This window comes from Noviherbaspirillum malthae, from assembly GCF_015352985.1.
GTDB lineage: Bacteria > Pseudomonadota > Gammaproteobacteria > Burkholderiales > Burkholderiaceae_D > Noviherbaspirillum > Noviherbaspirillum malthae.
The window spans coordinates 306,689-331,862 of record NZ_JACYXF010000002.1; the positions used below are offsets into that span (position 1 = coordinate 306,689).

General features: G+C 59.4%; 24 protein-coding genes. 8 read left to right on the forward strand and 16 right to left on the reverse strand.

Going from position 1 to position 25,174, the window contains the following annotated elements; translation table 11 throughout:
• Nucleotides 1-168: 168 nt before the first annotated feature.
• The 5 genes from IGW03_RS05220 (at nucleotide 169) to IGW03_RS05240 (ending at nucleotide 3,193) form a co-directional block, all read left to right on the forward strand.
• Nucleotides 169-630 (forward strand): CBS domain-containing protein, encoded by a 462-nt coding sequence (locus tag IGW03_RS05220; RefSeq protein WP_194721460.1) that lies wholly within the window; start codon nucleotides 169-171, stop codon nucleotides 628-630.
• Between the two features lie 39 nt (nucleotides 631-669).
• Entirely contained in the window at nucleotides 670-1,509 is an 840-nt protein-coding gene (locus tag IGW03_RS05225; RefSeq protein WP_194721461.1) for a universal stress protein, read from the forward strand.
• Nucleotides 1,510-1,570: 61 nt separating this feature from the next.
• On the forward strand, nucleotides 1,571-2,002 hold the full coding sequence (locus IGW03_RS05230; RefSeq protein ID WP_194721462.1) for a YeeE/YedE family protein: 432 nt from the start codon (nucleotides 1,571-1,573) through the stop codon (nucleotides 2,000-2,002).
• Nucleotides 2,003-2,020: 18 nt separating this feature from the next.
• On the forward strand, nucleotides 2,021-2,479 hold the full coding sequence (locus tag IGW03_RS05235) for a YeeE/YedE family protein (protein ID WP_194721463.1): 459 nt from the start codon (nucleotides 2,021-2,023) through the stop codon (nucleotides 2,477-2,479).
• A gap of 12 nt (nucleotides 2,480-2,491) precedes the next feature.
• Nucleotides 2,492-3,193, forward strand: a complete 702-nt coding sequence (locus IGW03_RS05240) for an MBL fold metallo-hydrolase (RefSeq protein ID WP_194721464.1) — start codon at nucleotides 2,492-2,494, stop codon at nucleotides 3,191-3,193.
• On the opposite strand, the gene IGW03_RS05245 is transcribed toward IGW03_RS05240, so the two are convergent.
• From IGW03_RS05245 to IGW03_RS05255, 3 genes are all read right to left on the reverse strand, one after another.
• Nucleotides 3,194-4,717: a bifunctional aminoglycoside phosphotransferase/ATP-binding protein gene (locus IGW03_RS05245; RefSeq protein ID WP_194721465.1), complete on the reverse strand. Its 1,524-nt coding sequence runs from the start codon at nucleotides 4,715-4,717 to the stop codon at nucleotides 3,194-3,196.
• A gap of 166 nt (nucleotides 4,718-4,883) precedes the next feature.
• Nucleotides 4,884-7,367: a sensor domain-containing protein gene (locus IGW03_RS05250; RefSeq protein ID WP_194721466.1), complete on the reverse strand. Its 2,484-nt coding sequence runs from the start codon at nucleotides 7,365-7,367 to the stop codon at nucleotides 4,884-4,886.
• The gene (locus IGW03_RS05255) at nucleotides 7,367-7,816 is read right to left on the reverse strand and encodes a pyridoxamine 5'-phosphate oxidase family protein (protein WP_194721467.1); all 450 of its coding nucleotides are present in this window, start codon (nucleotides 7,814-7,816) and stop codon (nucleotides 7,367-7,369) included. Before IGW03_RS05255 ends, IGW03_RS05250 begins: the two co-directional genes overlap by 1 nt.
• A 251-nt stretch (nucleotides 7,817-8,067) precedes the next feature.
• On the opposite strand from IGW03_RS05255, the gene IGW03_RS05260 reads away from it, so the two are divergent.
• Nucleotides 8,068-8,322 (forward strand): hypothetical protein, encoded by a 255-nt coding sequence (locus IGW03_RS05260; protein ID WP_194721468.1) that lies wholly within the window; start codon nucleotides 8,068-8,070, stop codon nucleotides 8,320-8,322.
• Between the two features lie 110 nt (nucleotides 8,323-8,432).
• On the opposite strand, the gene IGW03_RS05265 is transcribed toward IGW03_RS05260, so the two are convergent.
• The 13 genes from IGW03_RS05265 to IGW03_RS05325 form a co-directional block, all read right to left on the reverse strand.
• Nucleotides 8,433-8,717, reverse strand: coding sequence for a hypothetical protein (locus tag IGW03_RS05265; protein ID WP_194721469.1), 285 nt, complete (start codon nucleotides 8,715-8,717; stop codon nucleotides 8,433-8,435).
• On the reverse strand, nucleotides 8,693-9,169 hold the full coding sequence (locus IGW03_RS05270; RefSeq protein WP_228535045.1) for a hypothetical protein: 477 nt from the start codon (nucleotides 9,167-9,169) through the stop codon (nucleotides 8,693-8,695). The genes IGW03_RS05265 and IGW03_RS05270 overlap by 25 nt, the downstream gene beginning before the upstream one ends.
• 20 nt (nucleotides 9,170-9,189) lie before the next feature.
• The gene (locus tag IGW03_RS05275) at nucleotides 9,190-11,622 is read right to left on the reverse strand and encodes a heavy metal translocating P-type ATPase (RefSeq protein ID WP_228535047.1); all 2,433 of its coding nucleotides are present in this window, start codon (nucleotides 11,620-11,622) and stop codon (nucleotides 9,190-9,192) included.
• Nucleotides 11,623-11,642: 20 nt separating this feature from the next.
• The gene (locus IGW03_RS05280; protein WP_194721470.1) at nucleotides 11,643-12,302 is read right to left on the reverse strand and encodes a methyltransferase family protein; all 660 of its coding nucleotides are present in this window, start codon (nucleotides 12,300-12,302) and stop codon (nucleotides 11,643-11,645) included.
• Nucleotides 12,299-12,559 carry a DUF2933 domain-containing protein gene (locus IGW03_RS05285; protein WP_194721471.1) on the reverse strand — a complete coding sequence of 87 codons (261 nt, stop codon included), beginning with the start codon at nucleotides 12,557-12,559 and terminating at the stop codon, nucleotides 12,299-12,301. The genes IGW03_RS05280 and IGW03_RS05285 overlap by 4 nt, the downstream gene beginning before the upstream one ends.
• 32 nt (nucleotides 12,560-12,591) lie before the next feature.
• The gene (locus tag IGW03_RS05290) at nucleotides 12,592-12,921 is read right to left on the reverse strand and encodes a hypothetical protein (RefSeq protein ID WP_194721472.1); all 330 of its coding nucleotides are present in this window, start codon (nucleotides 12,919-12,921) and stop codon (nucleotides 12,592-12,594) included.
• 122 nt (nucleotides 12,922-13,043) lie between these two features.
• The gene (locus IGW03_RS05295; protein WP_194721473.1) at nucleotides 13,044-13,250 is read right to left on the reverse strand and encodes a heavy-metal-associated domain-containing protein; all 207 of its coding nucleotides are present in this window, start codon (nucleotides 13,248-13,250) and stop codon (nucleotides 13,044-13,046) included.
• An 82-nt stretch (nucleotides 13,251-13,332) separates the two neighbouring features.
• Nucleotides 13,333-13,968, reverse strand: coding sequence for a DUF305 domain-containing protein (locus IGW03_RS05300; RefSeq protein ID WP_194721474.1), 636 nt, complete (start codon nucleotides 13,966-13,968; stop codon nucleotides 13,333-13,335).
• A 174-nt stretch (nucleotides 13,969-14,142) separates the two neighbouring features.
• Nucleotides 14,143-16,857 carry a magnesium-translocating P-type ATPase gene (gene mgtA, locus IGW03_RS05305; protein WP_194721475.1) on the reverse strand — a complete coding sequence of 905 codons (2,715 nt, stop codon included), beginning with the start codon at nucleotides 16,855-16,857 and terminating at the stop codon, nucleotides 14,143-14,145.
• A 30-nt stretch (nucleotides 16,858-16,887) separates the two neighbouring features.
• Entirely contained in the window at nucleotides 16,888-18,789 is a 1,902-nt protein-coding gene (gene ftsH / locus IGW03_RS05310) for an ATP-dependent zinc metalloprotease FtsH (RefSeq protein WP_194721476.1), read from the reverse strand.
• A 12-nt stretch (nucleotides 18,790-18,801) separates the two neighbouring features.
• Entirely contained in the window at nucleotides 18,802-20,067 is a 1,266-nt protein-coding gene (locus IGW03_RS05315) for an efflux RND transporter periplasmic adaptor subunit (RefSeq protein WP_194721477.1), read from the reverse strand.
• 2 nt (nucleotides 20,068-20,069) lie between these two features.
• Nucleotides 20,070-22,436, reverse strand: coding sequence for an ABC transporter permease (locus IGW03_RS05320; protein ID WP_228535131.1), 2,367 nt, complete (start codon nucleotides 22,434-22,436; stop codon nucleotides 20,070-20,072).
• 2 nt (nucleotides 22,437-22,438) lie between these two features.
• Nucleotides 22,439-23,098: an ABC transporter ATP-binding protein gene (locus tag IGW03_RS05325; protein WP_228535133.1), complete on the reverse strand. Its 660-nt coding sequence runs from the start codon at nucleotides 23,096-23,098 to the stop codon at nucleotides 22,439-22,441.
• A gap of 326 nt (nucleotides 23,099-23,424) precedes the next feature.
• Here IGW03_RS05325 and phbB point away from each other — a divergent pair, with 326 nt between their 5' ends.
• Both phbB and IGW03_RS05335 read left to right on the forward strand, forming a co-directional pair.
• Complete coding sequence (gene phbB, locus IGW03_RS05330; protein WP_194721479.1) at nucleotides 23,425-24,147, forward strand: acetoacetyl-CoA reductase; 723 nt, start codon at nucleotides 23,425-23,427, stop codon at nucleotides 24,145-24,147.
• Nucleotides 24,148-24,285: 138 nt separating this feature from the next.
• On the forward strand, nucleotides 24,286-25,131 hold the full coding sequence (locus IGW03_RS05335; protein ID WP_194721480.1) for a universal stress protein: 846 nt from the start codon (nucleotides 24,286-24,288) through the stop codon (nucleotides 25,129-25,131).
• Nucleotides 25,132-25,174 lie beyond the last annotated feature (43 nt).

Genomic DNA, 25,174 nt, shown 5'->3' on the forward strand with positions numbered 1-25,174 from the left:
ACCATGATGGACAGATTCCCATGCTCCCACATGTATGACCCTGTCTGAAGTGCTGCCACCATCTGAGCAGGCGTCGCCCAACCTGATTTTGACTCAAGTCAAGCGCACCCGACAATACAGGCACAGACTGCGGCCAAGCAGCATCACCGTTCACGCCAGGAGCCCGCCATGCAGTCGAAAATGACCATAGGAGATCTTTCCCGCCGCAATGTCGTCTGCATCGGCGAAGACCTGAGTTTGAAGGAAGCGGCGAACCTCATGCGCAGCAAGCATGTCGGCAGCGTCGTCGTCATCCGGCATGCGGAACTGGGTCCCATTGTCACCGGCATACTGACTGACCGCGACATTGCCATCGTCGGTGTCGCGCGCGACTTCGATCCTCAAACGCTGCGCGTGGCCGATGTGATGACGCCGGAGCCGGTCACCGCGCATCCGGAAGATTCCATCTTGTCGGTATTGCAATTGATGAAATCCCATGGCGTGCGGCGCGTTCCGCTCACCACGCTGGATGGCATGCTGGTCGGTATCGTTACCTTCGATGATGTGCTGCAGGCCATCGCCGAAGACATGCAGATGCTGGCGCAGGCCATCGCGGGAGAACGCAAACAGGAAAGTCGGTTGAAGGTTTGACCCGGCGTATTCTCATGGCCCGGGTCCAAGGAGACCAGTATGGGTTACAAGACCATCATTGTGCGCGCCGACGGCGAACCATCGGCGACCGAGCGTTACAGGGCTGCCATCGCGCTGGCCAAGGATGAGCAAGCCCATCTGGTCGGGCTGGGAACGACCTTGCATCCGCGCTGGCTGCGCCAACTGCAGATCGGCATGCCGACGACAGATGTCGACTCCTATCTTGATACGCTTGAGCAGCAAAGCATAGTTGCGCTCGACAAGCTGGAGCAGCAGGCCAGGCGGCTGGAGCTCGATTCGTTCGAACGGCGGCTGGTCAGGGATGATCTGGTCAGCGCGATGTCACTTCACGCACGCTATGCCGACCTGGTCATCCTGTCGCAGCCTGCTGGTGAGGCACTGCTGTCGGACGACATCAGTGAAAATGCTGCGGCCATCATTGCCGTCCAGTCCGGCGTGCCGGTGTTGGTCATGCCGTCCCAGGCTTCGATTTTCAAGCTTGGCGACATTTCACTGGTAGCGTGGGACGCCAGCCGCGAAGCTCGGGTGGCGCTCCAGCACGCACTCCCTATTCTGTCCCGCGCAAAAGCGGTGCACGTCGCGGTCTTCAAGGAGGACGACAGGCGTGAACGCTTTGGCCCGGAGGCGGGTGCGGATATCGCGTTGTACCTGGCCCGACATGGCATTCGGGTGGAAGTTCATCAACGGGAAGTCAAGCGAGACATTGGCAACGCGCTCCTGGAACTGGCGCTGGATCTGCATGCGGAGATGCTGGTCATGGGCTGCTACGGGCATCACCGGTATCGTGAAATGATTCTTGGCGGAGTAACGCGCACGGTACTGCAAAATGCGAACCTTCCCGTGCTGATCGCACATTAAGTTCCAATCTACTGTCTCGTGTCTTTTCCCATACCTAAACGCTTTCAACAAGGAAGCCACCATGGAAATTGACTGGCTGCATTTCACGCCATGGACATCGCTTGCCGGCGGTGTGTTGATCGGGCTGGCAGCCGCATTGCTGTTTCTGCTTAACGGCCGAATTGCCGGTATCAGCGGCATTCTGGGCGGATTGTTTCGCCCGGCTGGTGGCGACATAGCCTGGCGGATCAGCTTTCTGCTTGGGCTTGTACTTGCGCCGGCCATCTACCGGATGCTCTACCCCTTGCCTGCCGTTCAAGTGGAAGCGGACATACCCCTACTCATTAGCGCCGGCCTCCTGGTAGGAATCGGCACCCGTTATGGTTCCGGCTGTACCAGCGGCCACGGCGTATGCGGATTGTCGCGCCTGTCTCCACGATCGCTGGCCGCCACCATTGCGTTCATGCTTGCCGGATTCTCCACGGTACTGGTCGCCCGCCATCTGTTGTCCTGACAATCAAGGAGATTCAGCATGCGCCTTTTCTCTGCCGGGATAGCTGGCTTGATCTTTGGCATCGGCCTGGTACTGTCAGGAATGACCAACCCAGCCAAAGTACTTGGTTTCCTGGACCTGGCCGGACAGTGGGACCCGTCGCTGGCCTTTGTCATGGCGGGGGCAGTTGTCGTTGGATTCCTTGCGTTTCGTCGCGCCGGCCGGCACAAGACTTCATGGCTCGGCGAACCGGTCAGTCTGCCCGCCGCCACGCGAATCGACCGACGGCTGATCCTTGGCAGCCTCGTGTTCGGCATTGGCTGGGGGCTGGCCGGTTATTGCCCTGGTCCGGCCATCGCCTCGCTCCTGACGGGCGGAAGCAAGGCCGCCACGTTTATTGTCGCCATGCTTGCCGGAATGGCCGTCTATGAACTGTTGGAGCGGCGTGGGGCGCGGGCGCTGCGCAAGTCCGGCCAAGCCAGCCGCCCGTCAACCTGACCGGAAGCCGCCATGAATCCATTGCCGATCCAGTTGTTTGACCCGGAATCGTCGACCTACACCTACCTCCTGCGCGAACCGAAAAGCGCCGAGGCAGTCCTGATCGATCCTGTCGACAGGCAGTTCGACCGCGATTTGCAACAGCTTGCGCGGTTGAACCTGCGCCTGGTTTATGTGCTGGAAACGCATGCCCATGCCGACCATATCACCTCGGCGGGCCGGCTGCGCGAAGCCACCGGCGCCAAGGCTGCAGCACCGAGTGGATGTGGCATCATGCCCGCCGACATGCAGCTGCAGGACGGCGACGTGCTTCGCTTCGGACGCGGCGAAGAAATCCACATCCTGCATACGCCCGGCCATACGGCCGGCAGCATGTCCTTTGTCTGGCATCGCAATGTGTTCACCGGGGACTGCCTGCTGATCGACGGCTGCGGCCGGACGGACTTCCAGAGCGGCAGCGCGCGGGAGCTGTACGAGAGCATCCATCAAAAGCTGTTCAGTCTGGCTGACGATACGCTGGTATGGCCCGCCCATGATTACCAATTGCGCTCGGTATCGTCGATAGGCTGGGAGAAACGGCACAACAGCCGGCTCGCGGGACGCACGCTGGAGGAATTCCTGGTTCTGATGCAGGAGCTTCACCTTCCGCCCCCAAAGATGCTGGACATCGCCGTGCCGGCAAACCGCAATCTCGGCTTGCCGCATGCCATCTAGCTAATTTTGAAACTGCCTGCATGCATGGGCACTGCTGCGTTCGCGCGGCGTCCGTGTCATCCCTGACACCGCCTGCCGGACCGGTTCGCAAAAGTCAGCGACAGCGTCAGTGCCCATGTCGCAATCCATGTCAATCAGGATCCGGTGCGCCGCTTCTTGTTCCGTCAGTGGTTCGGCATTGGCCATTTGGCTCTCCAGGACTTGCGTGTCGGCATCCGAAGCGTCCATGTCTTGACGTGCGCGTGCTTCAAGGCGCCTGCGCAGTGTCACGGGCGATGCTGTCATGTCCAGTATAAAAAAGGGCACGCCGGATTTCACCGCAAGTTCTGTGAACAGCTTGCGCTGCCAGCCCTGCAGAAACGCCGCATCGACGATCACCGGCCATCCGGCCGCGACAATCATGTCGGCCAGGTCCACGAGGCGACGATAGGTCATTTCCGTCACGGCTGGCGTATAAAGGGTTGGCCGGCCGCGTTCCGTCGACTTCAGGCCAAGCAGACGCTTGCGCTCGACATCGGAACGCAACTGGACTGCTCCGAGCACTGCCACGGCATTGCGTGCAAACCATGACTTGCCGCTGCCTGGATAGCCATGCATGATCATGACCGCAGCTCCTCTATGTGCTCGGGTGAGCCTGTTGGCTAGCGCAAGGTAAGCCAATCCCTCCGCCAGCGTCTCGTCGAACTGCAGCCCTTCGTCGGCCTGCTCAATGGCTCGCAGCAGTGCCACTTCGCCGCGAATCAGGGCGCGGTGGACCAGATAGTAAGGCAGCACGGCAAGGCCCGCGTAGTCGCCGGTCTTCTCCAGATAGCCATTCAACAGCCGTGCCGCCAGCGCCTCCTGGCCGTTGAAGCAGAGATCCATAATGACGAAGGCCATGTCGTTCATGACATCGATCCAGCGCAGAGACGGTGCAAACTCGACGCAGTCGAAGAGTTGCACGCCTTGTCTGGTCGTCAAAATATTGCGAAGATGCAAGTCACCATGACACTCCCTGACCCGGCCTGACGCCTTGCGTTTCTCCACCATGGCTCCGACGGTGCAACGTCGTGCCTCGTCCCATTCCGCGACAATGGAGACGGATTCTTCCGCCTGATGCAGTTGTGCCGGTGTCAGCAAGGCACGATCGCGCAATTGGCCGCACAGCCGGGCTAAACCGCGAAGCGTTTCATCCGCCGTCGCCGCGACGGCCTCCATCGAGCCCCAGTCGCTTGCCTCCGGCGCCGGCGCTGCGGCGGAATGGATGTCGGCGAGCAGCCCGGCGAGCTGATCGATCTCATCGACACCAAGCCGCGCCGCCCTGACCCGCCGGCTCCACAAGTCGCCCTGATTGAAGGCACGCATGCGCAGTGCATAGTCAAGTGCAGGGCCTGTTCCCCCAATACAGGCCTCTCCGTGCTCCATGGAGATAGCCACCACGTCGATATACAGGTGCGGGGAGAAGCGGCGATTGAGCCTCAATTCTTCGCTGCAATAGAAGCGGCGCGCCTCAAGCGTCGAATAGTCGACGAAGTCGAGATGCACGGCTTTCTTGAACTTGTAAGCAAGCCCGCCTGCCACCAGAATCCATGACAAGTGGGTCTCGAACTGCTCGACCGCATGCCCTTCGGCGCTGAGAAGGCGAGCCACCGCACCGATCAGCCTGGATTGTTCCGAACTGGGTACTTGCAATCTGTCCATGATCCTTTGCCTACCTCCCTACGCTGATGGGCACACGCAACACCGAAAGCGCCTTGGTGAACCTCGTACTTAACAGAGCATCGCTCTGCGCTTCGGGCACCGGGGCTGAGAAGAGAAATCCTTGCGCCCGGTCGCAACGATGTTCCAGAACGAAGGCCAGTTGTTCCTGAGACTCGACCCCTTCGGCGACAACCCGGATGCCCATCTGATGGGCCATGGCGATAATGGACGCAGCAATCGCCTTGTCATCGTCGTCACCAGGAATTCCTCCGACGAAGGAACGGTCGATTTTCAAGGACTCGACTGGCAAGTGCTTGAGCGAGTTCAGGCAGGAATACCCGGTTCCGAAATCGTCGATGCTGACCGACACGCCAAGCGGCTTGAGTATCCTGAGGGCTTCAACTGCGTCGGGTTCGAGCTGCAGAACCCGCTCGTTTATCTCGATCTCCAGTCCGAAACCATCGTACAAATGACAAGCCGTCAATTTCCGGCGGAGGTCGTCAACGAATCCGAGCTTTCTCAGCTGCCTTTCCGAAATATTGACCGCCACTTTCACGGGTGCGGCGCCGACACGGCGCCAGCGCTCCAGGTTGCCGAGAGCCTTGTCGATTACCCAGTCGCCCAAGGCGTCGATCAAATCGGTCTCTTCTGCGACGTGGACAAAGCTTGCCGGCAACTGCAATCCGTGTTCAGGCGAATTCCAGCGCAGCAGCGCTTCCATCGCCACCACCTTGCCATTGAATAAATTGACTTGCGGCTGATAGGCCAGCTCCAGCTGATTCAGCTCCAACGCTTGCCGCAGGTTCCGGCTGATAAGCAGTGTTTCATCGGCGGCCCTTGTCATTTCCGGAGTATAGAATGCGTACGTGTTTCTGCCCCGGGCTTTGGCACCGTACAAGGCCGTATCGGCTGTCTTGTACAGTTCGTCGTTGCCGACCGCATCATCGGGAAACACGCTGATGCCGATACTGATCGAAATACGGAAATCATGTTTTCCAAGGCGGACCGGCTGGGTAATCGCCGCAGTGATCTTCTGGGCCACGACAGCAACGTCTTCCGCCGCTTCCAGTGCGGTAAAGATGATGGCGAACTCGTCTCCACCCATACGGGCGACGGTATCCTCTTCGCGGACCGATTTCTTGAGCCGAGTCGCAACGATCTGCAGCAACTGATCACCTGCTGCATGGCCAAGCGAGTCGTTGATCAGCTTGAATCTGTCCAGGTCCAGCAAGAGCAGCGCGACCCGCTTTTTGTGGCGCCGTGCGTGGGCCAGTACATGCGCAAGGCGGTCATTGAACAGCAACCGGTTGGCCAGGCCGGTCAGCGTGTCCTGATAGGCCAGCTGGGTCAGCTTCTGCTCCGCTTCCTTGATGACCGTGATATCGGAAAAAATCGAAATGTAGTTGGAAACTCGCCCGTCGCAGTCCTTGATCGCGGTGATACTTTCCCACGCCGGAAACAGTTCGCCCGACTTGCGGCAGTCCCATATTTCGCCTTGCCAGGTACCCCGGGTTGCCAACGCGTCCCAGAGCTGCGCATAAAATTCTTGCTGGTGCCTTCCAGACTTGATCAGCGAAGGTGTACGCCCGACTGCCTCCTCGGGGCCGTAGCCGGTGATGCGGCTGAATGCGGGATTGACCGCGATAATTTTGCGCTCGGCGTCGGTAACAATGATGGCATCATTGGTATGTTCAAAGACGGTTGCGGCCAGCCTCCGATAAGCGCGAGCCTCGGCCATGTCGCTCATGTCGAGCAGAACGGCGCGGATCTCGGCAACGTCGCCGTTGTCATCGCTGACGGCGGTCGCACGCAATAGCGCCGGCAAGAGACTGCCGTCGCGGCGCGCCAATTCCAGCTCAAGTTCCGGGTTGCCGCGATCTCCGCGCTTCAATAGCTGCGCCGCATATTTTTCATATGCATCGACGGATGCCGGCGCAAGCAGGTCCACAAATCGTTTATGCCGGACCAATTCTTCCTGCGTGTATCCAAGCCAGTTCTGCTCGGTGCGGTTGACGCGCAGGTAGACGCCGTTACGGTCGATTGTGTGATAGCCGCATGGAGCGTCATCATAGAGATCGCCGATTTCCTCCGCACTCTGCTTCAATGCTTGCTCCACTTGCCTGCGTTGGGCAATGTCGCGCGCCACGACCAGCCAGCGCCCGTCCTCAGTGATTCGGACACCCAGTTCAACGGGCACGATTCCGCCATTCTTGTGCAACAATTCCCATTCCAACTGATATACGCGCAAGGGATCCTGCGCAAGGCGAATCCTGATGTCATCCAGCAGCGGGTGATCTTTCGCAGCGGTCAGGCTGCCGATATGCTTGGTCAGCAACTCGTCGCGGCTATACCCGAGCATCTCGCAAAGGCGGCGGTTAACCATCGTATAGCGACCATTTGGATCGGTCACGAAGATGCCGTCGGTGACCTGCTCGAAGATCGATCGAAGCAGCTGCTCATTGTCCTGGCTTGGTTTTTGTGTCTTCCCTTTCATCACACATGCACCAGGTCAGTGTGGCCGAACCCTTTCCTATAGTCGAGCACGGATACCACTTGCGGCTGGATTTCCAGAAATACCACGTCATCCCGCTGGTTCGATTTCGTCCATTCGAGCAGCTGCGGATAGCGCTTGATCATGCATTCTGCAGCGTGCCGGACATCTTCGGCGGCCTCGAGCACTCTGGCGGTGCCGCCGATTGACACGCCCTTGATGTCATTCCAGCTCTTGTAGTCTTCATTGATGGTGAGCGACACTTTACTATTGGCGCGGATGTTTCTTGCCTTCTGGCTTTCCTTGCCGATGCCGACATAGATTCTCATTCCGTCGCTGGCATAGCTGACCGTGGTGGCCTGAGGGTAGCCGTCCGGCCTGACAGTGGCGAGAGTGAGGTCCCTGCCATGCTCAATGATATCCAGTACAAACTGTTCAGTTGACTTGTCCATGGTCGTAGACTCCTGCTTGTTGTCCGGTTGCGGCGCGGCAGCAGCACATGATTGGAGAAATCGCCGGACTCTATTGATGCATGCCCTTCCCCAGAAGGATACGGGCCCGCTTTTCACGTAGCAGCAGGGTGCCCGCGCTCGCATCGAAGCTTCGTCGCCGTGAATGCGAGCATGGCCACGAGACATGACGCTTACCGGAGACCCTGAAGAAAACACAAGTCAATCATGTGCCTTCACACCATCCCGGCTCATTGATCGAGGTCAAAAAATGCCGGATCGGCGATTCCCGCGACTCCATTGCCGATCCGTCGTTGGATGTCATTACAGGTAGCAACGGCTGCTTCAAAATCCATGGCTTACGCTGGTTTTTGTGCCGGATTAAAAAGAAGCAGACTGCCTGTCTGTTAAAAAGGAAAGTTTTTTCTATGCACCCAGAACCAGGGGCAGGATTCCGCTATTTGCGCAAATGGCACCGCAGCACCGGCACGATTCAAAATTGGCTCTGATTCGATGACGATGCACCGGGAGAAGAAGCGCAAAATCCACCCCCTGCATGACCGACTTCAGTCAACGACCCTTCAAGGCGCCAATGCTTGCGCTGAGTCGGATTTACAAGCTAGAAGACTCCCGCGACCAGATAGACAGCCAGTACTGCCAGTAGAAGCCAGCACGCCCATTCTGCAGCAACAGTCCACATGGGTCGCTCCATTTGTGCCTGGCGATCCAAGCGGCCCTTGGCAAACATGGCCCAACCGTGCGCGATAAGACCTACCAGGAGTATCGGTACCGCATAGCTCTCCAGGCAGTCTGCAAACAACAATGCAATCCCGGCGCCGAGCACTCCTGCGCCTAAGCCGCTTAACAGATCAAGCTGCTTTAGCCTGTCTTGTTTTTTGTCCACTGTCCCTCCCGATAGTACAGCCCAAGAGAAATCAGCCATGGAATACTGAACGCCAGCAGCAACCACTTGAAGTCGGAGTTGATGATGAAATTGACGACCGCCATCAGACCAATGGAAGATAGGCCTGACAAGGCGGCGACCGTCGGGGAGCCGCGCATCCGCTGCCGAAAGCTGGTCTGCGCGACGTAGCAGGTCAGAATGCCGGTGGAAAGCATAAAGCCGCCCATCACTGCGAAAACGCGGGACAGCCAAGAAAGGAGGCCTGGAAGCTCCGCCTGTATGTGAGCGAGTGAAGACCTCATGTACCGCGGGTCTTCCGGAAGCAAAGGCGGCCGGATAAACAGGAAGTACAAGCCAAGACCAACGAGAATGATGCCGCCAAACGTAAGCGCCGATGCCGAATAGGCCTTACGGTATTTAAATGGCCTTACGATTCCTTCCGCGCGCTTCACAGCTACCCCTTACCGTACCATTATTTCGATGTTCCCCGCAGGCGAAGTGCATTGGTAATGACCGACACAGAACTAAGGCTCATCGCCAGCGCCGCAATCATCGGCGAGAGCAGTTGGCCGGTGAACGGGTAAAGCAGGCCGGCGGCCAAGGGAATACCCAGCGCGTTGTAAATGAAGGCAAACCCAAGGTTCTGGCGCATGTTGCGCACGGTTTCTACCGAGAGCAACCGTGCTCGAGCTATCGCTCGTAAGTCGCCCTTCACCAAGGTGACATGAGCCGAATTGATGGCGACGTCCGTTCCGGTGCCCATCGCGGCACCAATGTCCGCGCTGGCCAGGGCCACAGAATCGTTGACGCCGTCACCTCCAAACAGAACCTTGCTGCCCTGAGCCTGGTACTTTTTAACCAATTCTTGCTTGTCTTGTGGCTTAACCTCGCCATAAATTTCTGTGATACCTAACCGCTTCGCTACAGCTTTTGCTGTGGTAACACCGTCACCTGTTGCCATGATAATGTTAGCGATGCCGTCTTTCCTTAGCATGTCCAGCGCTTCCGGGGTGGTGCTCTTGATAGGGTCGGATACGGCTAGCAACCCAACCAGTCGGCCATCCGCAGCCAAGTACATTACGCTTGCCCCTTCGCTGCGCAGCTCTTCAGCCTGTCTGCCGAGAGCCCGCCAATCGACCTTCTCCTGCTCCATCAATGCCGTATTACCAAGGGCGATACGCCGTCCTTGGACCACACCCCTCACTCCGATACCACTCGAAGACTCGAAACTCTCCGGTTTGTCCAAGAAGATTCCGCGCCTGCGGGCTTCGTCAACGATGGCATGGGCGAGCGGATGTTCGCTTCCTTGGTCAATGCTTGCGGCAACCTGTAGCACATCCGAATCAGAAAAGCCTGGCGCCGCCACAACCCGGTCAAAGGCTGGCTTGCCCTCAGTCAGCGTGCCGGTCTTATCGATGATGAGTGTGTCTATCTTGCGCATGCCCTCAATGGCCGCTGCGTCCCGGAAAAGTATCCCTTGAGTAGCCGCCCGGCCGGTTGCGGCCATGATGGACATTGGCGTCGCCAAGCCCAGCGCACAAGGACACGCGATGATGAGGACAGCAACAGCGTTGACGAACCCGTAAACCCAACTTGGCTCCGGTCCGAAGAAACCCCAGCCAAGTAGCGTCAGGACAGCAATAGAGACTACCACGACCACAAAGTAGCCAGCGACCATGTCGGCCAGGCGCTGCATCGGCGCACGGGAGCGCTGGGCATTGGCTACCATCTGCACAATCTGGGAGAGCATGGTTTGCGCGCCGACTTTCTCTGAGCGCATGACCAGGCTGCCGCTAGTCGTGTTGATAGTCGCACCAATCAGCTTGTCTCCCGCGCGCTTAGTCACGGGTATCGGTTCGCCAGTCAGCATGGACTCGTCAACAGCGCTCTCGCCCTCCAAGACCTCGCCATCGACCGGCACCTTCTCGCCGGGGCGAACGCGGAGCATGTCACCGATATGGACGTGGGTCAGCGGCACGTCTTCTTCGGTACCGTCCTGATTGATGCGGCGGGCCGTCTTTGGGGCAAGGCCCAGCAGGGACTTGATTGCGGCCGAGGTCTGTGAACGGGCACGTAGCTCGAGAATCTGCCCCAGCAGCGTCAACGAAATGATGACGGCGGCGGCTTCGTAGTACACCCCCACGCGGCCGTGCATCTGGAATGTCGGCGGAAACAGCTCGGGTGCAACGGTTGCCACAACGCTGTAGGCGTACGCCGCCCCGGTGCCGGTACCAATCAACGTCCACATGTTCGGACTACGATTGGCCAGAGACTGCACCCACCGTACGAAGAATGGCCAGCCGGCGTATAGCACGACGGGCGTGGCGAGCATGAACTCGATCCAGTTTTGGCCTGGCAAGCCGTTGGGGAAAATCCTGTGCCCCAACATCGCCAGAACGGTTACGACGACCGTCAGCGGTAGCGTCCGCCAGAAACGCCGGCGGAAGTCGACCAGCTCCGGATTCTCCTCTTCCTCAAGCGACGGCATTACCGGTTCAAGCGACATCCCGCAAATCGGGCAGTTGCCAGGTTGTGTCTGGCGAATCTCCGGATGCATCGGGCAGGTGTAAATCGTTCCTTCCGGTGCTGCTTCCAGTGTCGGCATGGAGATTGGCGCGGATGGCCTGGGTTCCAGGTAAGCTTCGGAGTCGGCCTTGAACTTGTCCATGCACTTCGTGCTGCAGAAGTGATGGGATGCCCCCTGGTAAACAACCGTTTTCTCTGGATTGGCCGCCACCTGCATGCCGCAAACCGGGTCGGTGAACGGCTTTTCAGTTACGGTGGTGCCATGGTCCACGTGAGCATGACTGTGCCCCTGATGGTGCTCGTGACCTGCATGCATATGGCCAGCATGGTCATGAGCGTGGTTTTGGTGGCTGTGATGCTCGTGTGTTCGGTTCTCCATCGCACATCCTTCACGACTTCTTATTGGGTTCGAGGGCTGCCGCGCTTTCCGCTCAAAGCCGGGATGAACGCTGGCGTTCTCTGCCTGTACTGGACATAGGCCTGTCCGAATTCGGCCATCATGTCCTGATCCTCTCGCTTCGCCAGGCTGGCGTAGACCGTAACGAGAATCGGAAACATCACAACAGTCACCAGCGTTGGCCACTGCAGCAGGAAGCCAAACATGATGAGCACAAACGCCACATACTGCGGATGCCGAATGCGCGCATACACGCCGTCCGTGGCAAGCTCGTGCCGGGTCTGCGCGCGGTAGAGCACGCGCCAGGCGGAAGACAACAGAATGAAACCGCCGAAGATGAAGAGATTACTCAGCAGGTGGAACGGGCCAAAGTGTGGATTGACCTTCCAGCCGAACATCATTTCCAGCAGGTGCCCGGCATCGTGAGACAAGAAATCGATGCCGGGAAAGTGCTGCGACAACCAGGGCAGCAACAGGTAAATCGTCAGCGGGAAGCCGTACATCTCCGTGAAGAGCGCGACGATGAACGCTGAGAAGGCTCCAAATGAACGCCAGTCGCGCGAGGTCTTGGGATTCGTGAAGCTGAAGGCGAAGATGATGAAGACCAGCGAATTCAGGATGACGAGCGACCAAAGGCCATAAGCAGAAGACGTAGTGTTCATCGCTGCTCTCCCGTTTCTATAGCGCGGCGTTCGCTACCGGACGATTGCCCGTGGCGACCGTGGTGGTGCCCGTGCCCGTGATGAAACAGGTGCATCAACGGGCAAGCCAGCAGGAGCAAATAGGGCAGTGCTCCCAGGACGTGCGCGCGGTGCTCGGTCCAAAGGAAAAACGCGGCGACGGCCAGGAAGCCAAACAGCGCCCATTTGCCGCGGCTGTGCGTCTTTTCCACTTCATGATGTTCATGTACTTGGTCCATGGCATCCTCCTACGGGAAGCGTTAAGTCAGGGTCATTTGCACTGTTCATTTATCATGTGCATTTGCTTGTCTCGCATCTCAGGAGACATCCCCTTCATTCGCTTGTCCATCATCGCCTGTCGCTCGTCGTCGCTTTTCGCCCCCATCATCTGTTTATGCATGTCGCACATCGACTTCATATCCATCATGCCGCCTTTGGCCGCGCCTTCAGCCCCCATGGGCGCCGAGTTTGCGGGCGCAGACTGCTGCGCAGGCGCCCCTTCCGGGTGGTTGTGGTCATGCTCCGCAGTCTGGGAATAGACCGAGAGGCTAAGAGCTGCGGCGAGGACAGCTGGAACACCCATTGACGTGAATTTGCGCATGACCCGCTCCTCTTGATTGAAGTCCTTCAAATCGGCGTTAATTCCTCAATGCCATGCTAGATGGCTGAGGAGCCAATTTAAATGACCTAAGTCAAATCTGTCGGGATGAGCAAAAACGGTCTCTAACCGTCGGAATCGACCTTGGCAGGATAACCGGCTGCCGTCACCGCCGCTGCAATATCCTGCGCGTCGGCTTGGGACGATACGCGAATGAGTTTGGCCGGCAGGTCTATTTGGACATCGGCCGCCTTGTCCACGGACTGTACGGCGGCAGTCACCCGGCGAGCGCAGCCACCGCAGGTCATGCCATTCACTTGCAGTTCAAACATTTGATATCTCCGTTGAGGTAGGTGATAGCAATGTAGACCTTCCAGTGATTGAAAGGTCAAGGTGATTTTGCAGGTTGTCTCGCTACTTCGAGGCCAGCTTCCATTCCTTCTTCCAAGTCGCCATCTGTTCAATTTCTTTCTTCTGGGTATCAATGACGTTCTGAGCCAAGGTCTTCACTTCGGCATGCTTCAACTTGCCGATCGCATCCCGAGCCATCTTGACGGCGCCACGATGATGACGGCTCATCATGTCAATGAACATGGCGTCAAACGCCTTGCCTTTTGCTGCGAAGAGCTTGTCCATCGACATATTTTTCATCGACTCGGCCATACCCGGCATTCTCATGTTGATTGCATCGCCCTTCCCGGAATACCATTGCTGTTTCCAGTCCTCCAGTTGCTTAATCTCCTTCTGTTGGTCGTCAATGACCTTCTTCGCCATTTGCTTGAGTTCATCACGTTCTGACCGCTCGTCGACCAGTCGGGCCATCTCGATGGCGCTCTGGTGATGCACCTTCATCGTGTCGATGAACTGATGGTCATACTCTGCCTTGGCCGCATTGGGCGAGCTCTTCATCGAACCGTGCTGCATGCCCTGCATGCCTTTGCTTGTCTGGCTTTGACCCTGCAAGCCGTCGTGGCTGGCATGTTGCGCAACGGCCGGTGCGGAAAGAGCCAGAGTACAAAGTAGAACCGATACGGAATGGACCACACGCATAAAACCTCCTGGAAAAAGTTCACCTTTTGGCAATACTCCTAGGAGTCACGGTGCCCCAATTTGTTCTACAAACAAAAACCGACGCGACTATCAGCGTCGTGACGAAAATCAGCGATCCGGCCAGCAGCGAGCCTAATCGCATACGGTGATCAGCGTCAGGAATCTCCTGTGTATTCATCGGACACCGAAACCGAACCGCCGGTAGAAGCGTCGCTTTGTCGCTTCCGACACCAGCAGGTACACCAGCGTGATCATCAGGATGCTGCCCAGCAGGGACAACGGCAGGGGGACAAGTCCGAATACCCGGGCGAACGGCAGGTAAGGCAAGGCGATCGTCAGTGCGGCGACCAGCCAGATGGCCAGTCTCAGGAAGCGTCCCGGACGCGCTCGGTAGAATGGCTTGTAGGTGCGGATTACGAGAAGGATGAACAACTCCGTCAGCAGTGATTCGACGAACCAACCGGTACGGAACAGCGCCGGCGACTCTCCGACCAGATAGAGAAGCACCCCGAATGTGACCAGGTCGAACAGCGTGCTGATCAGACCGAACGAAATCATGAAGCTGCGGATCATGGCGACGTTCCACCGGTGCGGCGTGCGGTCCCATTCACGGTCCACATTGTCGCCTGCAATACCGAGGGCGGGAATGTCGGAAAGAAAGTTATTCAACAAGACCTGCTTGGCCAGCAGCGGCAGGAACGGCAATACCAGTGCTGCCGCGGCCATGCTGATCATGTTGCCGAAATTGGCGCTGGTGGTGATGAAGACATACTTGAGTGTATTGGCGAAGGTATGCCGCCCTTCGTCAATCCCCAAGCGGATCAGGTTCAGATCGTGCCGAAGCAGGACCAGATCGGCCGCTTCCCTGGCCACGTCCACTGCGCGGTCGACCGAAATGCCCACATCGGCTGCCTGCAATGCCGGCGCATCGTTGATGCCGTCGCCGAGGAATCCGACCACCTGCCCGCTCTTCTGCAGCGCCCGCACGACGCGTTCCTTCTGATGCGGATCGACTTCGGAAAACAGATTGCATTTCGCCGCGAGGTGCCATAACGACTCCTCGGTCATGGCCGCCAGGTCGGCGCCTGTCAGCGGATGCGTCACCTTGATGCCGACCGCTTCGGCGACATGCTGCGCCACTGCATGGTTGTCGCCAGTGATGATTTTAAGCTTGACCCCCAGACGGTCAAGCCCATGCAGTGTCCTGGAGACATCCGGCTCAGGCGGATCGAAGAACAGCAGGAATCCGCAAAAGCACAGCCCGGCCTCCTCCTCCCGGGCGTAGCGCTCGCGCGGCTCGACTTCCCGATGCGCGACGCCAAGCACCCGGAACCCCTGCGCGCTCCACGCGGCGAAGCGCTGGTCGATGCGCATGCGCTCGGCCGCATCGAGCGCCACGGTGCGATCGGCAAACTGAATGCGGTCGCAAATGTCGAGCACATTCTGCAGCGCGCCTTTGGTAATCATCAAAGGCGGGGCATTCACCCGATCAACCACGATGCTCAAGCGCTTGCGCCGGAAATCATACGGAATCTCGTCGCGTTTCAGGTAGTGGGCGACATCCACGGACTGCGCCTCCTGCGCCGCGATAATCGCCTGGTCGAGCGCGTTCGCAAGTCCCGTCTGCAGGCTGGCGTTGAGATAGGCATCGCGGAATACGTCGGCGCTGGCTTGCCCCTCCACGTCTACGGCCGCATCCAGCCTTACCACGCCTTGTGTCAGGGTGCCGGTCTTGTCGGTGCAGAGTACCGTCATGCTGCCCAGGTTTTCGATCGCGTTGAGCCGCTTCACGATTACGCCGAGGTGCGCCATCTTCTGGCTGCCTTGTGCCAACGTCACGGTCAGGATGGCTGGCAGCAGTTCCGGTGACAGACCGACTGCAAGTGCAATGGCGAACAGCAGGGTGTCGACGGTGGCACGATGGAACAGCACATTGATCACCAGTACCGCCAGCACCATGAGCGTCATCACTCGCAACAGCAGCACCCCGAAGCTGCGCAATCCCTTTTCAAATTCGGTTTCCGGCTGCTGCCGTGCCAGCTTCAGGGCGATATGTCCGAATTCGGTCGAAAGGCCGGTCCGTACGATCAGCGCGGTGGCAGTGCCGCTGCTCACGGAGGTTCCCATGAAGACGCAGTTCGTGTGGTCTGCCGCCGATGCTACCGCGTGTTGCGAATCAACACCGGGTCGCTTTTCCACCGGAAATGTCTCGCCGGATAACAGCGACTGGTTGACAAAGAAATCGCGGCTCTCGATCACGATGCTGTCGGCCGGCACCTGATTGCCGGCCGACAGACAGACGATGTCGCCGGGCACGAGCTCCGTGCTGGGTAAGGCTTGCTGTTTTCCGTCGCGGATGGCGGTCGAGTGCATGACAATCCGTCGCCGCAGGTCGGCGACCGCATTCGACGCCCGGTGTTCCTGATAGACGCTGACCGTAGCGCTTGCCAACACGATAAGAATGACGACCAGCGCATCGACCCATTCTCGCAATGCAATCGAAATCAATGCCGCGAATACCAGGATCAACAGCAGCGGGTTGCTGAAGTGCTCCAGGATAAGCCGCGCCATGTGCGGACTGGAAGAGGTGCCGATGTCGTTGACGCCGCAACGTGCCGCACGTTGCTTGGCCTCCACGGTTGTCAAGCCCCCAACACTGCAATCGAGTGCATGCATGACCTGCTCGAGTGGGCAGGTCCAATACTCGCGGATGAGTGCATCGGCCCCGACACCGGCTGGTTTGAGCGGCTCCCGCATCCCTGGCATCTCGGTCGTCCGTACCGCGTGCGCTTTGAGCAGCCTGGGCCAGGTGAACGCTTGCGACGCCGCCGCATGCGGCGCGTCCGGCAAGTTCTTGTCCAGTTTCCCGTGTTGCGATTCAGCATTCATCGGAGTGTCCCTGTTTCCGAATGCGACGGTCTACTGCACGCGCCGGATCGTGTCACCCCTTCCCTTCAGCAGGAGGTTGAGCGCCTGTCGATCGAGCGTTTCCCTTTCCATCAGCGCTTGCGCCAGCGTATCAAGCAGGGAGCGCCTGGCGGTCAGCGTCTCCCTGACGCGCGCATGGGCAGCCTCAAGCAGGCGGATGATTTCCGCATCGATGGTTTGCGACGTCAGTTCACTGTATGGCTTGCCCTCTCCCGGCATACCGGGATAGGTACTGGAAGCCGCCGATGGTGCTTCGAAGGTCGCCAGTCCGAGGGAGTCGCTCATCCCGTATTGCGTCACCATATGGCGGGCGGTATCGGTGGCAAGCTGCAGGTCGTTCTGCGCACCGGTCGACAGGTCGCCGATGGCGATTTCCTCCGCCACGCGCCCGCCTAGGAACACATCCAGCCGATCCAGCAGCTCGCTCTTCGTCATCAGATAGCGGTCTTCGGTAGGTTGTTGCTGGGTATAACCGAGCGCGCCGATCCCGCGCGGGATGATGGAAACCTTGGCGACGCGGTCGGCATGGCCGCGCGATTCGGCGATCAGCGCGTGGCCGGCCTCGTGATAGGCAACGGTTCTCTTTTCGACAGGACTCATGACGCGAGTCTTTCTCTCCAGGCCGGCGACAAGACGGTCAATCGCCTCGTCAAAGTCGCCCTGCTCTACGGAGGCCTTGCCTTGCCGCGCCGCAAGGAGCGCCGCCTCGTTGACGAGGTTGGCAAGTTCGGCGCCGGCAAAGCCGGCTGTGCGCGCTGCAATTTCTTCCAGATCGACGCCGGTGGCCAGTTTCACTTTCTTTGTATGCACCACCAGGATCTGTTGCCGTCCCTTGAGATCCGGCCGGTCCAGTGCAATGTGGCGGTCGAACCTGCCCGGGCGCAGCAAGGCAGGGTCGAGAATCTCGGGCCGATTGGTCGCGGCAAGGATGATCACCCCATTGTTGGTGTCAAAACCATCCATTTCCACCAGGAGCTGGTTCAACGTCTGCTCCTGTTCGTTGTATCCGCTGAGGGCTCCACCCACGCCTCTCGCGCGCCCGAGGGCGTCAAGCTCGTCGATGAAAATGATGGCGGGCGCCTTTTCCGCTGCCTGGGCAAACAGATCGCGCACTCGCGCCGCGCCGACGCCGACGAACATTTCGACGAATTCGGAGCCGCTGATGGAAAAGAACGGCACGCCGGCTTCGCCGGCCACCGCCTTGGCAAGCAAGGTCTTGCCGGTACCCGGGGCCCCGACGATCAGCACGCCCTTGGGTATCTTTCCGCCCAGGCGACGATAGCGGTCGGGATTCTTGAGAAATTCAACGATTTCCATCAGCTCCCCCTTCGCCTCGTCGATGCCGGCGATATCTTCGAAGCTGACCCCTGTCGTGCTCTGCGCGTACACGCGTGCCGTACTCTTTCCGATGCCGAACAGGCTTCCCGGTGAAATGCCGCTGCGGCCACCGGCACCCTTGAACATCAGGTACAGCAACAGCAACGGGATAACCCAGGTCAGCAGATAGCCGACCCAGTCGGTTTTCAGTTCCCCAAGGAAATGCACATTGGAGGCCTCAAGTTCCTGTACCAGCGACGGATCAGCGACCCGGACGGTCTGGAAATGGCATTGCCCCTGCGGCGGACATTTGAGGCGTTTCGCCGCTTCTCCGCCAAGCACGGCCTCAAGCTGGTCCGGCTTGAGCATGCCAGTGATCGTGTCCTGTGCGAGCCGGGCATCCGTGATGCGGCCGGCGTGCAGGAGCTGCTTGAACTCGCTGTAGGCCAGCAGGTTGGTCCGGCTGGCGTCCGCGACGATCTGCGCCAGCCAGATCGCGGCCGGAATCAGGAGCCAATACCAGAACGGCAGCCGGAATGCATTCGGCGCACTCTCAGCCCGCTTTTTCTTGTCCATGACGACTCCTTGTCAACGCACCTCACCGTCGCCGGCCGTCCTGGTTCGCTCGGAGCGCGGCCGCACCCTCATGCCATGTTTCATTTCATTGGACGGGAACCGCACCAGCGTCATCCCCGGCATCATGCCGGCGACCACCTGCGCTTCATCCTGGTTGCGCTCACCGACCTTGACACTGCGTTCCTGCAGGCGCCCTTCCTCGATCACGAACACGTGCCAGTTTTCGCCTGAACGAAACAGACTGCTGCCCGGTACCTTGATCACATCCTCGGCCGACCAGATCACAACGCGCGCCTCGATCCGGTAGCCGTCACCCAGGTTGCCTAGATCGTCGACGGGATCGGCGATGACATTCACCCGCTGCTCCTCGACACCCAGCGCGGAAATCTTTGTAAAGGCTACGGGCTCCACCAATCGCACTTTTGCCTGAAGTACCTTGGCGCCCCCCCAGTTCTCAAGCAGCATCACGGCACCTGGACTGATCCGGACTGCATCGGTTGACAGCACGTCGACCACGATCTCATAGCGCGTGGGGTCATTGAGGACGATCAGCGGCGTACCGGCGGCAACAATGCGCTCGCTCTGTTCATGCACCTTGATCGCGTTTCCGGCTACCGGTGCGACGAGCCGTATCCTGGTCTCGGAGGCCGGCGCCGGCCGGACTGCCGTCAGAGCGGCCCGGGCTGCACGGACGTCTGCGGCAGCTGCCTGTTCGCGAGCCCGCGCCGCCGCCCATTCCTCTTGCGCCGCCTGTTCCGACGCCAGCGCCCGCTCGGCAGCCTGTTCCGACATGAAACGACTGCGCACCAAGTCCCGTATGCGTCCCGTCTCGCTGGCAGCAAAACGATATTCCGCTTCGGCACGGCGCGACCTGCGGGCCGCCTCGTCTTCGAGGGCGCGCGCGGCGTCGAGCCTGGCCGTCGCCTCGTCGCGCTGGCGGGCGTCCAGCGGCAAGGGCCGCAGCGTGGCCAGCACCTGGCCCTTCGCCACCGGATCGCCCTCATGCAGCTCAATGCGTTCCACTTCGGCGGCGACCGGCGCTGCAATCACATACTTGTCGTGCGCACGCACAAAGCCCTGGTTGTCCACCGTCACTCTCAGTGGACCCCGCGTCACCACTGCCGTTTCCACTTCCATCGGGTCAGGCGCGAGCGCCAGCCACAGCAACAGGACGACGGCCGCGACGGCCGCCACCGTCATGCCCAGACGACCGGCACGGACGGTTCGAGCCGCTCTCGCCGCCGTGCTCACAATCGACGCATTCGCTTTTGCATCCATGATTACTCGCGTGCTTTCAAGACTTCAATCAGATCGAGCCGTTGTACCTTGTGCCAGACCAGCGCACCCGAGGCAATTGCGGAAAGGACGACCACGCCAGCGGAAAGAATAAAGGTACGCGTGCTTACCACGAGCGGGATGCGGAACAGTTCCTGACTCAACAAAATCGAAAGCAGTGCCGCAAGTTCGTAGCCGAGCAGGCAGCCAAGCGGCACCGCTGCGGCCACCAGCAGCGCCTGCTCGCTCAACAGCATGCGGCCGACTTCGGCTTGCGTGAACCCCAGAATCCGCAGGCTGGCCAGTTCCAGCGCGTGCTCGGACAACGCGATCCGCGCCGCGTTGTACACCACGCCGAAGGCGATTACGCACGCAAAGCTGACAAGGACCAGGGTATTGATACGCATATTTTCCGCAATGGTGTCGAGGAAACTGCGCAAGGTGGCTTCACGCAGCGTGACACTCGACACGGCAGGAATGTCTTTTAATGTCTTGTACAAGGCTTGATGTCTGGCGGAATCCGCGGCCAGATAGGCGCCGTTCATCGTGAGCGGCTCAACCGCCAGCCGCGCCAGCGCCGCAATGTCCATGTAGGCAAAGATGCCAATCGGTTCGTCGACAATCTGCACGATCGGCACATGAGTCTGGCGCCGCTGCCCGTCCATGAACTCCACCAGGAGCCGGTCGCCGACGGCGACACCAAGTATGTCTGCCAGCTTTGCGGTCAGCACGATGCCCTCCGGCGGCAGTGCGATCGGACGCTCCCGTTCGTCAAGGATGCGGCGCAGTTCCTGTTGTGCGCTCAGGCCGAAGATAATGGTCTTCTTTGCATGATGGGAATGGCGCAATCGTACCGATGCGGCCCGAAACGGTTCGACCCGCGTCACGCCCGGCAACGCGGCGAGCTCGTGGACAACCGAAATATCGCGTGCCTCGTTGAAGCTCAGCATGAGATCATCCCGCTGCGCCGTCCGGAACTGTATGCGAATGATTTCATTGAGCGCGTCGAATGTGTATTGCCCCGTCACCAGCAGCGATGCCGCCATCGCCAGCCCGAGGACCGACAATGCGGCCTTGAGCGGCTTGCGTTCGAGATTGCGCAGCACCATGCGCAAGGGAACGCTCATGTAGCGCTGAAAGCCGAGCCGCTCCAGCGGGCCCGGCCTGAACCGCGCCGGCGCTTCGGGACGCATGGCCTCCGCCGGCCGAAGCCTCAGGATCCGACGCACCGCGAGCCAAGCGCCAACCAGCGCCGCAGCCGCTCCGCTTAGCAGCGCAACGCTGATGGTGAAGGCCGACAGCGAAAATGCGAGGTGCGGAAAATGATAGAAGCGCGCATACAGGGCGGCCAGACCCTGCCCCATCCAGGTGCCGAGCGCGATGCCTGCCAGGCTGCCGGATACAACGATGATCAGCGCAAACTTGATGTAATGGCTTGCCACGACTGCGTCTGCATATCCGAAGCTTTTGAGAAGTGCGATTTGGGAGCGCTGCAGCATGGTTAGCCGCAGCAAGATGTTATTGGTAAGAAAGGCCACGATAGCGAGAAAGATCGCCGGAATGACCGTGCTGCTGACGCGGCTCTGCGCCAGTTCGTTGGATAGAAAACTGTGCGACACCTGATCCTTGCGGCCGTATGCGCCGAACGCGCCGTAAGGCTTGAGGAGAAAATCCAGGCGATCGATGACCTGCTGCTCGCTGGCACCCGGCGCAAGCGATATCGCGACATCGTTGAAGCCGTCTCGCATGTTGACCGCGCCCGCCAGCGCATCATGGTCCATCCACATCACGCCGAAGCGGCGATTATCGGGAAAGCTGCTCCCCTTAATCTCGTTGAGGTACTCCGGTGAAATCGCAATGCCGGTGATACGCAGGCGTTCCTTGCGTCCGTTGATGACGGCACCCAGAGTGTCTCCTGGACGGAGATGATTGGCAGCGGCAAAGGCTTCGCTGACCAGCACTTCATTACGCGCGAGATAGTGCGGCAGGCGCCCCTGGCGCAGGTACACCCGGTTGAGTCCTGTGCCGGCTGCCTCAGGCAGCGTCACCAGTCGCCCGCTCGCCGGCTCGTCCAGTCCGGGTACATCGAGCGAAGCATCCATGACCACCCGTCCATGCACTTCATTGACCCCCGGAATGGTGGCGATGCGCTGCAGCACAGTCGCCGGCGCTCGCTTGAGACTGACAAACACATCGGCGAACCGGTTTTGCTCATAGTAAATCCGCTGCGAGGCAATCAGAGCCTCATAGCCGCTGCGCATGGTCACGAAGGCCGCAATTCCACACGCCGCCATCAGCGCAACGGCAAGCGCCTGGCCGCGCATGCGCCACAAATCGCGCAGGAGCTTGCGATCGAGCGGATGCAATACCATGCTCACCAGAAAATCTCCTCCGGCGCCTTCCGCCTGTCGTTGCTTTCTACGCGCGTCACCCGTCCGCTGGTCATGTAGACCACGCGGTGCGCCATCGCGGCGATGGCGGCGTTGTGCGTGATGATGATTGTAGTCGTGCCGAACTCGCGATTGATGCGGTCGATCACCTGCAGCACTAGCTTGCCTGTCCCGATATCGAGCGCACCGGTCGGTTCATCACAGAGCAGAATGCCTGGACGCTTGGTAATCGCGCGTGCAATGGCGACGCGCTGTTGTTCGCCGCCAGACATCTGGGCGGGAAAATGATTCAAGCGGCTGGAGAGGCCCACCATATCGAGCGCGTCTTCCGGATCGATCGGGTCTGCGCTGATATCGGCGACGAGTTGTACGTTTTCAAGCGCCGTCAGGCTCGGGATCAGGTTATAGAACTGAAATACGAAACCGACGTGCTCGCGCCGGAACACCGTCAGTTCCGGCTCCGTCGCTTCGCTCAGATTGTGGCCGCTCCAGTAAAAGCTTCCAGAGGTCGGTATATCGAGACCGCCAATAATATTGAGAAGGGTCGATTTCCCGCTTCCGGAGGCGCCAAGAAGCACGACGAACTCGGAGCGATAAAAATCGAGATTGACATGCGATAGTGCCTGCACCGGGACTTCACCCATCTGGTACGTCTTGCTGATGTCACACAGGGAAAACACCAGACGGCCGTCTCCGTGCCCATCAGTCTCGACCCTGGCCGGCCGGCCTGCCAGCGTATTGCTTTGGCCCTTCTGCATGGAATCATCCGCGTATTGAATTCAAGCCTTTACCCTATGCACGACCCAGGATATCCGCTTGACTCAAGTCAAAGTGCGCCCGCCGGGCGCCATGGATTGCAGCGCCATCAGCGCACGATCTCCTTGTCGGAATTTTTTGATCCAGGTCACCCGGAGACCTGCCTGTGCGGCGCTACCATGGCGCCCTGACCGATACGCATTCGGGAGCAATCATGAAACGCATCGCAGTAGTGACCGGCGGAACCCGCGGGTTGGGTGAGGCAATTTCACGCGAACTCAAGCAGCGAGGATGCGAGGTGATTTCGATCTATCACAGTAATGAAGTGGCGGCTGACGAATTTTCTGCGTCCACCGCGATTCCGACTCGACGCTGTGATGTCGCCGACCTCCATGCGTGTCAGGCTTTGGTGGAGGAAATTCAGGCCCAGTTCGGGCCGGTTAATATTCTCGTCAATAACGCCGGCATCACCAGTGACGCCGTATTTCACCGAATGACCTCGGAGCAATGGTGGCACGTTATCCAGACCAACCTCGGCTCGGTATTCAACATGGCGCGCTGCGTGATCGAAAGCATGCGCGAGCAGAAATTCGGTCGTATTGTCAACATCAGTTCGATCAACGGACTGAAAGGCCAGTTCGGCCAGGCGAACTATTCTGCATCGAAAGCGGCCATTTTGGGCTTTACCAAGTCGCTCGCGCTGGAAAATGCAAGCAAGAACATTACCGTTAATGCGATTGCTCCCGGCTACTGCGACACCGACATGGTGGCCGCTGTACCGGTCGATGTACTGCAGAAGATTATCGCTGGCATTCCGGTCGGCAGGTTGGGCACCGCCGACGACGTGGCCAGAATGGTGGCCTTCCTGGTCGACGACAAGGCCGGATACATCACCGGCGCCACATTCTCTGTCAATGGCGGGCAGTTCATGGGGTAACTGGTCTGGGCAGCGGTGGCAGTCGGGCATTTTTGACCTGAATCAATTAATTGCAGGGACCAGGCTCCTAACATGGCTCCCATGCGAGCCAGGAGCCCGTTGGTTCAAGTCCCCTTCACTGTCCGCGGGAGTACAGCCATGTCTTATCGTACGATTGCCGTTCATGTAAATACATCCCGTCACGCAACTCACCGTATCGCACTCGCGGCGCGGATCGCGGTCGACAACGACGCGCATCTGGTCGGTGTTGCGGCTATAGGCCTGCCGCCCGCGATGTATTCGGAAGGCTTGTTCCCGAGCGGTGCACCGATGCTGGAAGCATGCCTGTCCTTCATGAAGGAGCGCGCGGAAAGCGCAACCGAAGAATTCGAGAAGGCCGCAGATCGCCTTGGGGTAAGGTCTTTTGAAAAAAGAATCATCGACGACGAAGCGGGTGAATCCCTGTGCCTGCAGGCGCGCTACAGCGATCTGGTGATCGTGGGCCAGCCGGACCCGAGCGACGCCATCGCTGGCGAACGCAACGATGTCGCAGAGTACACGATGCTCAATTGCGGACGGCCGGTCTTGGTCGTCCCGTATGCGCTCGACAATGTCGGGTTCGGCGACCGCGCGGTGATCGCCTGGGATGGCAGCCTGGCCGCCGGGCGAGCGGTCAGCGGTGCCGTTCCGCTGCTGCGCAAAACGAAACTGGCACAAGTGGTGACCATCAACCCGGAAGTATCGATGTATGCCCATGGCGAGGATCCAGGCGCGGATATCGCCTTGTACCTGAGTCGCCACGGCGTCAATGTCGACGTGCAGCGCCAGCAGACGGGACCGGACATCGACATTGCCAATGCGTTGCTGTCGTACGTCGCGGATGTTGGAGCCGGCCTGCTTGTGATGGGCGGCTACGGCCGCTCGCGGCTGAGCGAAATCATCCTTGGCGGCACGACCCGCACCATCCTGCAATCGATGACAGTACCCGTGCTGTTCTCTCATTGACATTGCCTGCAGGGCCGGCGACCGAAGCCAGGCCGCACCCTGC

Bases quoted from the DNA above. Each gene is read 5' to 3' on its own strand.
- IGW03_RS05220 (WP_194721460.1), top strand. From the start codon at position 169: ATGCAGTCGAAAATGACCATAGGAGATCTTTCCCGCCGCAATGTCGTC.
- IGW03_RS05225 (WP_194721461.1), top strand. From the start codon at position 670: ATGGGTTACAAGACCATCATTGTGCGCGCCGACGGCGAACCATCGGCG.
- IGW03_RS05230 (WP_194721462.1), top strand. From the start codon at position 1,571: ATGGAAATTGACTGGCTGCATTTCACGCCATGGACATCGCTTGCCGGC.
- IGW03_RS05235 (WP_194721463.1), top strand. From the start codon at position 2,021: ATGCGCCTTTTCTCTGCCGGGATAGCTGGCTTGATCTTTGGCATCGGC.
- IGW03_RS05240 (WP_194721464.1), top strand. From the start codon at position 2,492: ATGAATCCATTGCCGATCCAGTTGTTTGACCCGGAATCGTCGACCTAC.
- IGW03_RS05250 (WP_194721466.1), bottom strand. From the start codon at position 7,367: ATGAAAGGGAAGACACAAAAACCAAGCCAGGACAATGAGCAGCTGCTT.
- IGW03_RS05255 (WP_194721467.1), bottom strand. From the start codon at position 7,816: ATGGACAAGTCAACTGAACAGTTTGTACTGGATATCATTGAGCATGGC.
- IGW03_RS05275 (WP_228535047.1), bottom strand. From the start codon at position 11,622: ATGGAGAACCGAACACACGAGCATCACAGCCACCAAAACCACGCTCAT.
- IGW03_RS05280 (WP_194721470.1), bottom strand. From the start codon at position 12,302: ATGAACACTACGTCTTCTGCTTATGGCCTTTGGTCGCTCGTCATCCTG.
- IGW03_RS05285 (WP_194721471.1), bottom strand. From the start codon at position 12,559: ATGGACCAAGTACATGAACATCATGAAGTGGAAAAGACGCACAGCCGC.
- IGW03_RS05290 (WP_194721472.1), bottom strand. From the start codon at position 12,921: ATGCGCAAATTCACGTCAATGGGTGTTCCAGCTGTCCTCGCCGCAGCT.
- IGW03_RS05295 (WP_194721473.1), bottom strand. From the start codon at position 13,250: ATGTTTGAACTGCAAGTGAATGGCATGACCTGCGGTGGCTGCGCTCGC.
- IGW03_RS05300 (WP_194721474.1), bottom strand. From the start codon at position 13,968: ATGCGTGTGGTCCATTCCGTATCGGTTCTACTTTGTACTCTGGCTCTT.
- mgtA (WP_194721475.1), bottom strand. From the start codon at position 16,857: ATGAATGCTGAATCGCAACACGGGAAACTGGACAAGAACTTGCCGGAC.
- ftsH (WP_194721476.1), bottom strand. From the start codon at position 18,789: ATGGACAAGAAAAAGCGGGCTGAGAGTGCGCCGAATGCATTCCGGCTG.
- IGW03_RS05315 (WP_194721477.1), bottom strand. From the start codon at position 20,067: ATGGATGCAAAAGCGAATGCGTCGATTGTGAGCACGGCGGCGAGAGCG.
- IGW03_RS05320 (WP_228535131.1), bottom strand. From the start codon at position 22,436: ATGGTATTGCATCCGCTCGATCGCAAGCTCCTGCGCGATTTGTGGCGC.
- IGW03_RS05325 (WP_228535133.1), bottom strand. From the start codon at position 23,098: ATGGGTGAAGTCCCGGTGCAGGCACTATCGCATGTCAATCTCGATTTT.
- phbB (WP_194721479.1), top strand. From the start codon at position 23,425: ATGAAACGCATCGCAGTAGTGACCGGCGGAACCCGCGGGTTGGGTGAG.
- IGW03_RS05335 (WP_194721480.1), top strand. From the start codon at position 24,286: ATGTCTTATCGTACGATTGCCGTTCATGTAAATACATCCCGTCACGCA.